This is a genomic window from Paraburkholderia sp. HP33-1, from assembly GCF_021390595.1.
Classification (GTDB): domain Bacteria; phylum Pseudomonadota; class Gammaproteobacteria; order Burkholderiales; family Burkholderiaceae; genus Paraburkholderia.
The window spans coordinates 2,255,481-2,268,406 of sequence record NZ_JAJEJR010000001.1; the positions used below are offsets into that span (position 1 = coordinate 2,255,481).

Annotated in this window: 11 protein-coding genes; 4 read left to right on the plus strand and 7 right to left on the minus strand. The window is 64.8% G+C overall.

The annotated features are described in order from the left end of the window. Window positions 1-116: 116 nt before the first annotated feature. Complete coding sequence (locus L0U81_RS10225) at window positions 117-734, plus strand: cadmium resistance transporter (protein WP_233802281.1); 618 nt, start codon at window positions 117-119, stop codon at window positions 732-734. A gap of 30 nt (window positions 735-764) precedes the next feature. Here the strand turns inward: L0U81_RS10225 and L0U81_RS10230 are convergent, their stop codons facing one another. Next, window positions 765-1,097 carry a hypothetical protein gene (locus L0U81_RS10230; protein ID WP_233802283.1) on the minus strand — a complete coding sequence of 111 codons (333 nt, stop codon included), beginning with the start codon at window positions 1,095-1,097 and terminating at the stop codon, window positions 765-767. Window positions 1,098-1,395: 298 nt separating this feature from the next. On the opposite strand from L0U81_RS10230, the gene leuA reads away from it, so the two are divergent. Further along, window positions 1,396-3,102: a 2-isopropylmalate synthase gene (gene leuA / locus L0U81_RS10235; RefSeq protein ID WP_233802285.1), complete on the plus strand. Its 1,707-nt coding sequence runs from the start codon at window positions 1,396-1,398 to the stop codon at window positions 3,100-3,102. 128 nt (window positions 3,103-3,230) lie between these two features. Here leuA and L0U81_RS10240 read toward each other — a convergent pair whose 3' ends face one another. The 5 genes from L0U81_RS10240 to L0U81_RS10260 form a co-directional block, all read right to left on the minus strand. After that, window positions 3,231-4,010 (minus strand): amino acid ABC transporter substrate-binding protein, encoded by a 780-nt coding sequence (locus L0U81_RS10240; protein WP_233802287.1) that lies wholly within the window; start codon window positions 4,008-4,010, stop codon window positions 3,231-3,233. Window positions 4,011-4,159: 149 nt separating this feature from the next. After that, window positions 4,160-5,398, minus strand: a complete 1,239-nt coding sequence (gene boxA, locus L0U81_RS10245) for a benzoyl-CoA 2,3-epoxidase subunit BoxA (RefSeq protein ID WP_233802289.1) — start codon at window positions 5,396-5,398, stop codon at window positions 4,160-4,162. A gap of 43 nt (window positions 5,399-5,441) precedes the next feature. After that, window positions 5,442-6,869: a benzoyl-CoA 2,3-epoxidase subunit BoxB gene (gene boxB, locus L0U81_RS10250; protein ID WP_233802291.1), complete on the minus strand. Its 1,428-nt coding sequence runs from the start codon at window positions 6,867-6,869 to the stop codon at window positions 5,442-5,444. Window positions 6,870-6,881: 12 nt separating this feature from the next. Continuing rightward, a complete protein-coding gene (gene boxC, locus L0U81_RS10255; RefSeq protein WP_233802293.1) occupies window positions 6,882-8,561 on the minus strand; it encodes a 2,3-epoxybenzoyl-CoA dihydrolase in 1,680 nt (559 codons plus the stop codon). Between the two features lie 113 nt (window positions 8,562-8,674). Then, a complete protein-coding gene (locus L0U81_RS10260; protein ID WP_233802295.1) occupies window positions 8,675-9,640 on the minus strand; it encodes a helix-turn-helix transcriptional regulator in 966 nt (321 codons plus the stop codon). A gap of 286 nt (window positions 9,641-9,926) precedes the next feature. On the opposite strand from L0U81_RS10260, the gene L0U81_RS10265 reads away from it, so the two are divergent. Both L0U81_RS10265 and L0U81_RS10270 read left to right on the plus strand, forming a co-directional pair. Next, window positions 9,927-11,516, plus strand: coding sequence for a benzoate-CoA ligase family protein (locus L0U81_RS10265; protein WP_233802297.1), 1,590 nt, complete (start codon window positions 9,927-9,929; stop codon window positions 11,514-11,516). Window positions 11,517-11,527: 11 nt separating this feature from the next. Beyond that, window positions 11,528-12,388 carry an alpha/beta fold hydrolase gene (locus L0U81_RS10270; RefSeq protein ID WP_233802299.1) on the plus strand — a complete coding sequence of 287 codons (861 nt, stop codon included), beginning with the start codon at window positions 11,528-11,530 and terminating at the stop codon, window positions 12,386-12,388. 51 nt (window positions 12,389-12,439) lie between these two features. Here L0U81_RS10270 and L0U81_RS10275 read toward each other — a convergent pair whose 3' ends face one another. After that, window positions 12,440-12,919, minus strand: coding sequence for a hypothetical protein (locus L0U81_RS10275; RefSeq protein WP_233802301.1), 480 nt, complete (start codon window positions 12,917-12,919; stop codon window positions 12,440-12,442). Between the last annotated feature and the right edge of the window lie 7 nt (window positions 12,920-12,926).

Sequence of the window (12,926 nt, forward strand, 5' to 3'; positions counted from 1 at the left end):
ACATCGGCATCGTGTTGACCGGCCGCGCCGCTGGGGGCGGAGTCGGCCGTGAAGTCGGCCGCATTGGGCGGCGATTTCGAGGCCCCTTTCCCTCCTGTAACGACCCCGGCTTCTTCATGCTCAGCCTAGTCCTGCTCGCGATCGCCGCGTACGCCGCGACCAATATCGACAACCTGTTCGTGCTGCTCGGGTTTCTGAGCGAAACGGGCGCGCAGCGCCGCCGCGTCATCGCGGGACAGTACGCGGGATCATTGATTCTCGTCGCCGCGGCGCTCGTACTCGCGGCCTTGCTCGCGCGCCTGCCGGCCGGCTATGTGGGCTTGCTCGGCTTTCTGCCGATCGCAGTCGGCCTGCACAAGGCATGGCAGCGCTTCGATCCCCGCCACGCGCAGCGCAACGATAGCGAGGAGATCCATGCATCCGCGCCGCCATCCGCTGGCGGCTCATCGAGCTGGACGGTGGCGAGCGTCGCGATCGCCAACGGCTCGGACAACATCGCCGTCTACGTGCCGCTGTACGCGAGCCATACGCCCGCCCAGAACGCGCTCGTTTCGCTCGTGTTCATCCTGATGATCGGGCTGTGGTGCGCGGGTGCGACGTGGCTCGTCGAGCATCCACTGCTCGGCGCGCCGATCCGGCGGTACGGCTCAGCGGTGCTGCCGCTGATCCTGGTCGGGATCGGCGTGTCGGTGATCGTCAGCAACGATACGCTGCAGGTCTTGTCCGGCAGGTGAGCGGCGCGCAGCGGCGTCAGTTCGCCAATCTCAATTCGCCGGCCGCTGTGGCTGCACATAAGTACGCACGCCCGCCAGCGGTGCGCCGTAGCCGCCCGCGTTCGCGTTGTTCGGCAAGCAGTTGACCAGTTGCGCGCGCGGGTCGGTCGGATTCAGATTCAGTTCGCCCGCCTGCTGGTTGCCATGCGTCGGATACTCGCTGCCGCACGCCGCCTGCGGCATCAGACGCGTGCTGTTCTGCGGCGCGTTCATGTCGTTCTGCGCGCTGAGCCCCTGCGCGCCCGCCTGCCCAGCGAACCCACATGCCAACGCCGCGCCCGCGCAGAGCCACACGACGCCCGATATCTTCGCTACCCTTTTCATCTCCGCCTCCTGCCCAGTGATCCGAACACCACGGCTCATCCCGCCGCAGCCCTTGACGCAATCTCAATAATATGTTCCCATTGCGCCCTATGTACTGCGCCCAGACCACCCTATCGCTACTACTAGCCCGCTCTACCGGGCTAGGTCTGCTGCGCGCGTCCGCTTCTCTCTGATCCACCGAAGCATCGCTTGAATCCCCAGTAACTGACCCAGCCCCGGTTTCCGACCGGCGGCCCAGTATCGCGTTTTCGTCGTCCGGTCGACACCCGTTCCACGGTCTCTCCCTCGGATGATGAAAATGTTGAAAAACCCTGCTACCAAGTACCGCTCGTTCAAGCCGATCAATTTGACGGATCGCCAGTGGCCGTCACGCACCATCACGCGCGCGCCGATCTGGATGAGCACCGACCTGCGCGACGGCAACCAGGCGCTGTTCGAGCCGATGAACGCCGAGCGCAAGATGCGCATGTTCAAGACGCTGGTGCAGATCGGTTTCAAGGAAATCGAAGTCGCGTTTCCGTCGGCGTCGCAGACCGATTTCAACTTCGTGCGCGAGCTGATCGAGGGTGGCCATATTCCCGACGACGTGACGATCGAAGTGCTCACGCAAGCACGCGACGATCTCATCGAGCGTACTTTCGAATCCCTGCGCGGCGCCCCGCGCGCGATCGTCCACCTGTACAACGCAACCGCGCCGGAATTCCGCAAGATCGTGTTCGGCCTCGAGAAGAGCGGCGTGATCGAACTCGCGCAGAAGGCCGCGCGCACGATGAAGCGCCTCGCCGACGCGCAGCCGGAAACGCACTTCACGCTGCAATACAGCCCGGAAGTGTTCAGCGGCACCGAACTCGAATTCGCCAAGGAAGTCTGCGACGCGGTGTTCGACATCTGGCAACCGACGCCCGAGCACAAGGCGATCGTCAATCTGCCAGCCACCGTCGAAATGGCGACGCCGAACGTCTACGCGGACCAGATCGAATGGATGCACCGCAATCTCGCGCGCCGCGACTCGCTGATCGTCTCCGTCCACCCGCATAACGACCGCGGCACGGCCGTCGCGGCCGCGGAACTCGCGGTGATGGCGGGCGCCGATCGCGTCGAAGGTTGTCTGTTCGGCAACGGCGAGCGCACCGGCAACGTCGACCTCGTCACGCTCGCGTTGAACCTGTACACCCAGGGCGTCGACCCCGAGCTCGATTTCTCGAACATCAACGAAGTCGCGCGCACGGCCGAGGAATGCACGCAGTTGCCGGTGCATCCGCGTCATCCGTATGTCGGCGATCTCGTCTTCACCGCGTTCTCGGGCTCGCATCAGGACGCGATCAAGAAGGGCTTTGCCGCGCAGAAGCCGGACGCGATCTGGGAAGTGCCGTACATGCCGATCGATCCGAGCGACCTCGGCCGCACCTACGACTCCGTGATTCGCGTGAACAGCCAGTCAGGCAAGGGCGGCATCGCGTATCTGCTCGAGCAGAGCTACGGCGTCGTGTTGCCGCGCCGCTTGCAGGTCGACTTCAGCTCGGCTGTGCAGCGCTACACCGACGACAGCGGCCAGGAAGTCACGCCCGCGCAGATCTGGGAACTGTTCCAGCAGGAATACGTGCGCACGGCCGAGCCGGTACGCTATATCAGCCACAGCCTGTCCGAGCATGACGGCCGCGAGCACATCAAGCTCAACGTCGAAATCAACGGCACTCCGCGCGTGCTGACCGGCGCCGGCAACGGCCCGCTCGACGCGCTGATGCACGCCTTCGACGTGCCCGTACGCATCCAGCACTACGAGGAACGCGCGCTGACGCAAGGCGCCGATGCGCGCGCGATCGCGATCGCCGAAATGGCCGGCGCCGATGTGGCCGGCAGCGCATTCGGCGTCGGCGTCGATGCGAACCTGATCACCGCGTCGATCCGCGCCGTGATCAGCGGCGTCAACCGATCGTATGCACGCGTGAACGCGGACGCGCAGGCGCGTTTCTTCGACGCCGCGCTCAGCGACGCGACGGTGTGAGACCTGGGTCTGCTGCGTTGAACAAGCGGCGCGCCGCATGTTCGCAACGCTGACAGCAACAAGGAAGGGGCGTTTCGACGCCCCTTCTTTTTTAATGCCGATTTATCCGCGTCAGCGTCGGCCGACGTTCACTGAAACACGTCCCTGCCGAAGTACTTCAGCGAAATCCGCTGATACGTACCGTCTTTTCTCATACCGGCGAGCGCGCCGTTGATCGCCACCCGCAGCTTCGGATTGCCCTTGCGGATCAGCACGGCGGACTTGTCGCTGCTATCGGGCGACGTATCGACCGCGACGACCTTGATTCTCGCGTCAGGCACGCGCTTCTTGTAGTCGAGAAACGACAGCGAATCGTTGACGGTCGCGTCGACGCGGCCCGCGACGAGCATATCGATCGACTCGTCGAAGCCCCGCGCCGGAATCACCTGCGCGCCGTGCGCAGCCGCGATCCTGCCGACATTGCTGGTCGGCGTATTGGCGGACTTGCGTCCCTTCAGATCATTGAAAGACTGGATCGTGGTGTTGTCCGACGCGACGATCAGCACCGCGTGCGACGTGATGTACGGGTCCGAGTAATCGTATTTGAGCTTGCGCTCGTCGGTAACGGCGACCTCGTTGACCACCGCGTCGTAGAGATTGACGTCGAGACCGCCGATCAGCCCTTCCCATCTGCCTTCGATGAATTGCGCCTTGACGCCGAGACGCTCTGCGATCGAACTCGCGAGTTCGACGTCGAAGCCAGTCAGCTTGCCCGCGTCGTCGTGGTAGGTAAACGGTGCGTAAGTGCCTTCGGTGCCAATCCGGAACACGCCCGCCGCCTTGATTCGCGCGAGATCGTCGGCGCTCGCCGGATGCGCCAGCGCGGCGTACAACAGCGCGATCAGCGCAAGTGAACGAATCGGCTTCATCGGACGGCTCCGGCTGAGTGGCTGCGTCGGTGGCAGACTGCCGCGTGCGGCGGACAGTGCCGGCGCGCGGCCGGCGGCGTGGGCCGACTGTAGCAAATCGACCGCGATTTTCAAAGCGCCGTGCGCGCGGGCGTGCCGGCGCGCGCCGCTCAGTACGTCTCCAGATGCAGCCGCCCTTCGCGCCTGAGTTTCGCCCACAGGACTTCCCAATCGAGCTGGTGCTGCTCGACGATGTCCTTGAGCGCCTGCAGCACGCCGTCCTCCATGCCTTTGAGGCCGCACACGTAGATATAAGTGTTGTCGTCCTTCAGCAGATTCGCGACGTCGGCTGCGCGTTCGCGCATCGCGTCCTGCACGTAGCGCTTCGCCTGTCCCGGCGTGCGCGAAAACGCGAGCGTCGTGTCGATGAAATCCTTCGGTAAGTTCGTCAGTGGACCGAAATACGGCAACTCCTCCTTGGTGCGCGCACCGAAGAACAGCATCAGCTTGCCGGTTGCGCCTTTCAGACGCTTGCGCCGGCGGTACTCGGTCATCGCGCGCATCGGCGCCGAACCGGTGCCCGTGCAGATCATCAGCAGATGTGAGTTCGGATGATTGGGCATCAGGAACGTGCTGCCGAACGGGCCGATCACGTTGACCACGTCGCCCTTCTTCAGATCGCACAGATAGTTCGAGCAGACGCCGTCGATCGCGTCGCCATGCTGCTGCGACACCCGCTTGACCGTCAGCGACACGTTGTTATAGCCGGGCCGCTCGCCGTCGCGTGGACTGGCAACCGAGTACTGGCGCGCGTGATGCACGCGGCCGTCGGCGCTCGCGCCGGGCGGCAGAATGCCGATCGACTGGCCTTCGAGCACGGGCAACGGCATCGAGCCGAAATCGAGCACGATGTGATGAACGTCGCTCGATGTCGCGCTGTCGGTGAGCCGGTAGTTGCCCACCACGGTCGCGGTGGTCGGCGCCTTGTGGGTGTAGAGATTCACGTACGGCTTCGCGGCCGACCACGGCGGCACGACCGCGCCGCGCACGGTATCGACTTCGACGCCGTCCGCTTCGGCGGTACCGTCGCCCGCAGCGCAAGCGCTCGCGGCTTCGTCAGCCGGCACCGCCATCGTGTTCTGTTCGGGCAGCACGTCCCACGTGAACTGCTCGTCGATCGAATACGCATCGGCCTTCAGCACCGTGCGCCAGTTGTCGATAGCGCCGGTCGGGCACGGCGGCACGCAGGCCATGCAGCCGTTGCAGACCTCGGCCTTCACGACGTAGTTGTTGTCGTCGTGCGTGATCGCATCGATTGGGCAAGTCTCTTCGCAGGTATTGCAGCGAATGCAGATCTCCGGATCGATCAGATGCTGCCGCAGAACTTCGACCGATACTGGGCCGTTCATGACTTCCTCCACCAGGTAGCGCGCCTTTCGTGCTTCGGCTGCTTCAGTTGAAGCGCACGTATTCGAAATCGACCGGCTGACGATTCACACCCATCGCGGGCGCCGCGATCCAGTTCGCGAACTTGCCCGGTTCGGCGACGCGCCCCATCAGCGACGCGACGAACGCGCGGTCTTCCGGCGTGGCGAGCCACTTCGCCTCGTTCGCGGCCCATTCGGCTTCGCTGACGACCCGGCCATCGGGAGACACACGCGTGCCCGCGAAGGTGCCGATCTGCCGGTTGAACGCCTTGTGCGGCACCGTCATGCGAAAGTCGATACCGGCCTTCTCGAGCACCTTGTTCCAGCGCCCGACTCCCGCGACCGAGTCCTTGATGTAATCGTCGCGCAGTACTTCGTTCATCGCGTTGAGCATCGGCACCTCGCGCTCGACGAGCTTGCCGTCCTGCACGTCGAGCAGCTTGTAGCTATGGTCGTTCAGGCGATGATCGTCGTCGCGCTTGCCTTCCTCGTAGCGGCCCTTCAGGCCCGAGCTATAGAACGTCGCCGCGTTCGACGAATGATCGGCGCCGAACAGGTCGATCGTGACCGAGTAATGGAAGTTCAGATAGCGCTGGATGGTCGGCAGATCGATCACGCCGGCCGCGCGGATCTTCGCGACGTCGTCGGTGCCGAGCTCGTTCATCACCTGCGCGGTGCGCTGGATCACGCGCGACACGCCCGACTCGCCGACGAACATATGATGCGCTTCCTCGGTCAGCATGAACTTCGTCGAGCGCGCGAGCGGATCGAAACCCGACTCGGCGAGCGCCGACAACTGGAACTTGCCGTCACGGTCGGTGAAGTACGTGAACATGTAGAACGCGAGCCAGTCCGGCGTTTTCTCGTTGAACGCGCCGAGAATGCGGGGATTGTCGTCGTCGCCCGAGCGGCGGCCGAGCAATGCTTCGGCTTCCTCACGACCGTCGCGGCCGAAGTAGCGATGCAGCAGATACACCATCGCCCACAGATGACGGCCTTCCTCGACATTGACCTGGAACAGGTTGCGCAGATCGTAGAGCGACGGCGCGGTCAAACCAAGGTGACGCTGCTGCTCGACCGAAGCCGGCTCCGTATCGCCCTGCGTGACGATGATGCGGCGCAGGTTCGCGCGGTGCTCGCCGGGCACGTCCTGCCACGCGGCTTCGCCCTTGTGCTCGCCGAAGTGGATCTTGCGATCCTGCTCGCCCGGCGTGAGGAAAATGCCCCAGCGGTACTCCGGCATCTTCACGTAATCGAAGTGCGCCCAGCCGCCCGCGTCGACGCTGACCGCGGTGCGCAGATACACGTCGTAGCCGTGCGAGCCTTCCGGGCCCATCTCGCCCCACCACGACAGAAAGTTCGGCTGCCATTGCTCGAGCGCGCGCTGCAGCGCGCGGTCGTCGGCGAGGTTGACGTTGTTCGGAATCTTTTCGCTGTAGTTGATCGAGGACATGGTCGGTTCCTGTTAAACGCGCGACACATCGAATTGCGCCTTGCTGCCCTTGCCGTACACCTTGAGCGCGCCCTTCTCGCCCACTGCGTTCGGCCGGTTGAAGATCCAGTTCTGCCAGGCGGTGAGACGGCCGAAGATGCGCGTCTCCATCGTTTCCGGCCCGTTGAAACGCAGATTCGCTTCGAGGCCGGTCAATGCATCGGGCGACATTGCCGCGCGCTCCTCGAGCGCGATGCGGATTTCGTCGGCCCAATCGATATCGTCCGGCGACGCGGTCACGAGACCAAGGCGCTCGGCGTCGAGCGCCTTGACCGGTTGACCGATCAGCGCGCGCACAGCATCAAGCGGCTCGGCTTCCTCGTAGAAACGCCGGGCAAGCCGCGATTGATGCGTCACCATCGGATACAGGCCGAAGTTGACTTCCGACAGCGTGATCGCCGGCTCCTCTTCCTCGTTCTCGGGCAGCGCGGCCATATAGGTGCGATCGGCAGCGAACGCGAGTTCGGCGAACGTGCCGGCGAAGCACGAGCCCGGCTCGATCAGCGTAAAGATAGAGCGCGACGACACGTCGATGCGCGCGAGCGTGCGGCGCAGCATGCCGATCGTTTCGCGCACGAACCAGTGATCCTTGAACTGCAGCAGCGTCGCGTCGGCGGCGAGCAGGTGGCGCGCGTCGCCTTCGGTCTTGAACACCCATGTGCCGATGTCGAGCTCATTGGTGCGCATTGACAGGATCGCGTCGTCGAGTTCGCGCGCAAATCGCAGCGGCCACCAGTGCACGCCGGCGCTCACGATCGCGTCGAGGTCGGTGGGTTGCGCGCTCTGCGGCGCGCGCGCGGTGAAGGTCGCGACGCGTTTCGCGCGATCGATCGTGACATCGACCGTTTGATAGCTGATGCCATCGTCGCGATCCGCGCGTTCGACGCGCGTGAGCGCGACGCCCTGCGCATCGGCCGGACGATCGCTGTGCGCGCCGAGTTCGAGCGCGCGCGCCTGAATCGCCTGGTCGAACTGGTTTGGCTTCACGACTTCGTCGACGAGACGCCAGGCCTTAGCGCGTTCACCGCGCACGCCCTCGACCACCGTGCAGAAAATATCCGCACGGTCGTGGCGCACCTTGCGTTTATCGGTCACGCGAGTCAGACCGCCCGTGCCCGGCAGTACGCCGAGCAGCGGCACTTCCGGCAGCGACACCGAGGAGGAACGATCGTCGATCAGATAGATTTCGTCGCAGGCGAGCGCGAGTTCATAGCCGCCGCCCGCGCATGCGCCGTTCACCGCCGCGAGGAATTTCAGGCCCGAATGGCGCGACGAATCTTCGAGCCCGTTGCGGGTTTCGTTCGTGAACTTGCAGAAGTTCACCTTCCACGCATGCGACGACAGCCCCAGCATGAAAATATTCGCGCCCGAGCAGAACACCCGGTCCTTCAGGCTCGTCACCACCACCGTACGGACTTCCGGATGCTCGAACCGAATGCGCTGGATCGCGTCGTGCAGTTCGATGTCGACGCCGAGGTCATACGAATTGAGCTTCAGCTTGTAGCCATCGCGGATGCCGCCGTCTTCGGCGATGTCGATGCCGAGCGTCGCGACCGGACCGTTGAAGCTCAGCTTCCAGTGCTTGTACTGCGACGGATCGGTGCGGTAGTCGACCGGCGCGGCCTGAGCAACGGCGGTGGGTGCTGTGGACATGGAGCGTCTCCTGACTGGACGATGCAATCTGTTTTTGAACAATAGTGCATCAACACATCCACGTAAAGCACTTTAGTGCATTTTTACAGAGAAACCCTGGCGCCCACGCCAGGTCAGTTCATGCGCGCTTCGTCGGGCGCTTCCGCCGCGAGGCGCGCGGCGAGACGGTCGCGCAGCTGCAGGTAGGCATCGGCGAGCGTCTTCTCGCTAGTGTCGAACGCCATGTCCGCGCGCCCGTACAGCTCGGCGCGCCCCGCGAGGATGCGCTTCAGGTCGTCCATCGCCTCGCGGTTGCCGGACATCGGGCGCAGATCGCCTTGCGCGACGACGCGGCGCATATGCTCCTCGGGCGTCGCCTGCAGCCAGACAGTGAAGCAGTGGGACAACAGCGCGTTGAACGTGCCCGACTCCGACACGAGCCCGCCCGGCGACGCGATCACCGCGCGCGGATGCTCGTGGATCACCGCCTCCAGCGCGCGGTGCTCATAGCGGCGATACGCGCTCGCACCGTACAGCGAATGGATCTCCGACGGCGGACAGCCCGCGAGCTGTTCGATCACGCGCGTAAGCTCGACGAACGGCACCTTGCGCTCCTGCGCGAGCATGCGCCCGAGCGTCGACTTGCCCGCGCCGCGCAGGCCGATCAGCGCAATGCGGTCCTTGCGGTGCGGGTCGCGCGGCGCCTGCGCGAACATCTCCGCGAGCGCGATCCGCGCGCGCTGCAGCGCCGCCTGGTCGCGCCCTTGCAGCAGCTCGCGGATCAGCAGCCATTCGGCCGATGCAGTGGTTTCGTCGCCGATCACCTCGGCGAGCGGGCAGTTCAGCGTGGCCGCGAGCTGGCGCAGCACCAGCACCGACGCGTTGCCGACGCCCGATTCCAGGTTCGCCAGATGCCGCTCCGACAGACCGGTTTCGGCCGCCAGCGTCTTGCGTGTCATGCCGCGGCGCGCGCGCAGCAGACGCACGCGCTCGCCCATCGCGGTGAGAAACGGGTCGCGTTCTTCGCGTTCGCCGCGTTCGGCGCGGGCCGTGTCGGCTTCGGCTTCGTCCAACGGCGCGGGAGGGTACTTTTGATTCATGTTCTGCGACCTCGTGACTTCGATACATGTACTATAGTGCTTGACACGCACAAGATGAACGGTTTAATTTTCGCCAAAAGTTGATCCAATCACAAACACAGTCATCCTCTGCCGTCATGGTCCTGCGCCGGCGATCCGGCGGCGGGCGCGAACGGTGAGGCGCTGATGCTGTATCTGCTGCCGCAAGGCGCAATCGAATTCACGTGCGCCTAAGCGCCGAGCAGTAAGCATCGAGCGGATCACAAGCACACAACAGCCGCACCGCGCCCACGGATGGAGGAGACATATGGAAGCCCTGCCGGAAACGAGCATGCCTCAGCCCGTCGCGCCGCCGCCCCCGCTGTTCAACTTCGCGACGCATCTGTTCCGGTTGAACGAAGCGCGCGCGAGCAAGGTCGCCTATCTCGACGACCACGGCGCGATGACTTACGGCGAGCTCGAAGAGCGCGCACGGCGCTGCGCCAGCGCGCTGCGCACGCTCGGCGTGCATCCCGAAGAGCGCGTGCTGCTCGTGATGCTCGACACCGTGTCGCTGCCGGTCGCGTTTCTCGGCGCGCTGTACGCGGGCATCGTGCCGGTCGTCGCGAACACCTTGCTGAGCGCCGCCGACTATACCTACATGCTGACGCACAGCCACGCGCGAGCGGTCATCGCTTCGGAACCTTTACTGCCTAACGTGATGGAGGCGCTCGGCAGCATCGACGACGACGGCTGCCAGTTGATCGTCTCGCAGCCTCACGCCGCCACCGACGCGCCGCCTGCCACGCCCCGCTTCGAAACGTTGCTCGACGCGGCAACACCCGCGCTCAAAGGCTGCACGAGCAACGCGGACGACATCGCGTTCTGGCTCTATTCGTCGGGCTCGACCGGCAAGCCTAAAGGCACCGTCCACACGCACGCAAATCTGTACTGGACCGCCGAGCTGTATGCGAAGCCGGTGCTGGGCATCGTCGAAAGCGACGTGGTGTTTTCGGCGGCGAAGCTGTTCTTTGCCTATGGGCTCGGCAACGCGCTGACCTTTCCACTGTCGGTCGGCGCGACCGCGATCCTGATGGCCGAGCGCCCGACCGCCGACGCGATTTTCGCGCGGCTCGTCCAGTATCGTCCGACGGTGTTCTACGGCGTGCCGACCTTGTACGCGAACATGCTGGTGTCGCCGAATCTGCCCGCGCGCGCCGACGTCGCGATCCGCGTGTGCGCCTCGGCGGGCGAGGCGTTGCCGCGCGACGTCGGCGAACGCTTCACCGCGCACTTCGGCGCCGAGATTCTCGACGGGATCGGCTCGACGGAAATGCTGCACATCTTCCTGTCGAATCGCCCTGGCGAAGTCGAATACGGCACGACCGGGCGTCCCGTGCCGGGCTACGAAGTCGAGTTGCGCGACGAAGCCGGGCGGCCGGTGCCCGATGGCGAAGTCGGCGATCTGTTCATCAAGGGGCCGAGCGCGGCGCTGATGTACTGGAGCAATCGCGAGAAAACGCGCGCGACGTTTCTCGGCGAATGGATCAGAAGCGGCGACAAGTATCGGCGTCTCGCGAACGGCTCCTATGTTTACGCGGGCCGCAGCGACGACATGCTGAAAGTGAGCGGCCAGTACGTGTCGCCGGTCGAGGTCGAGATGGTGCTCGTCGCGCATCCCGCGGTGCTCGAAGCGGCGGTCGTCGGCGTCGATCATGGCGGGCTCGTGAAAACGCGCGCGTTCGTCGTGCTCAAGACCGACTTCATGCCGTCCGAGCTGCTCGCGAACGAACTGAAGGCCTTCGTCAAGGAACGGCTCGCGCCGCACAAGTACCCGCGCGATATCGTGTTTACCGACGATCTGCCGAAGACCGCCACTGGTAAGATTCAACGCTTCAAGCTGCGCGAAATTTCATAGGTGATCGATTGATGCAGAACCGTGCTACCGCCCCTGCCGCTTCCGCCGCGAGCGGCGCCAGCCGCTTCGCCGAACTGCCGGCAACCGCGTCGCATGGGCCGCTGCGCATCGAGTACCGCTGGGTCAACGAACAGCCGGACGCCCCGGAAGACGATGCGCCGATCGCGGTCTTCCTGCACGAAGGTCTCGGCTCGATCGCGATGTGGCGCGACTGGCCGCAGACGGTGTGCGAGAGGCTCGGCATGCGCGGACTCGTCTATTCGCGGCCTGGCTACGGACTCTCGACACCGCGCGCCGCACACGAAAAATGGCCGGTCGACTTCATGACCGCGCAGGCGCGCGAGATCCTCCCCGCTCTGCTCGACGCGCTCGATATCGACCCGCGGCAACGCCAGCGCATGTGGGTGATCGGCCATAGCGACGGCGGCTCGATCGCGCTGCTCTACGCGGCGCTGTATCCCGATGCGCTCGCGGGCGCAGTCGTGATCGCACCGCATGTGTTCGTCGAAGACATCTCGGTGCACAGCATCGCGCAGACCAAAGCGCTTTACGAAACCACCGATCTGCGCGCGAAGCTCGCCCGCTATCACGCGGACGTCGATTCCGCGTTCTACGGCTGGAACGATATCTGGCTCGATCCGGCGTTCAGGCAATGGTCGATCGTCGACGCGCTCGCGCCGATCCGTCGCCCGCTGCTCGCGATCCAGGGTCACGACGACAACTACGGCACGATGGCGCAGATCGACACGATCGCCGCGCGCGTGCCGCACGCGCAACTCGTGAAGCTCGACGCCTGCGGACACTCGCCGCATCGCGACGCGCCCGCCGAGCTGAATGACGCCATCGCGGCGTTCGTCCGCGCACAGCAATAAACGGCGCTTCACCGCTTACGGATACTTCATAAAAATTACACGGTTCGGCGATTATGCTGCTGCATCGCTGACCTCGGCACATCGATGGCGAGGCATCCCTTCCCCGCCCGGAGACAGTGCCATGCCTTTCGTGTCGAGCCCAATCCATGCGCCGCGGCGCAAACGATTGACTGGCGTCGTGGCGGTCATCGCGCTATGCGCGCTAACGGGCGCATGCAGCAACGACGACCCGCCCGCCAGCACAAATACGATCAGTTCTACCGAGCATTCCGCCGCTAGCCCCGGCGACCCATCTATCGCCACCCCGCCGGCCGACTCCGCGCCGCCGACGCTGACGGTCCAGACACCCGCGACACCCGCATCCGAAGCCGGCACGGCGCTGTCCGTCACCTCGCCACCGCTCGCGAGCCCCGTCATCCATACCGTCGATTGAGAATCGCGCCGCGCGCGGCGGCAACCTGCCTTCGCGCGTCCGACGCAGCAGCGCCGTTGCAGCACCGCAATCCGTTGTCCCGTGCCTTTTTCCTCCACCGAAGAT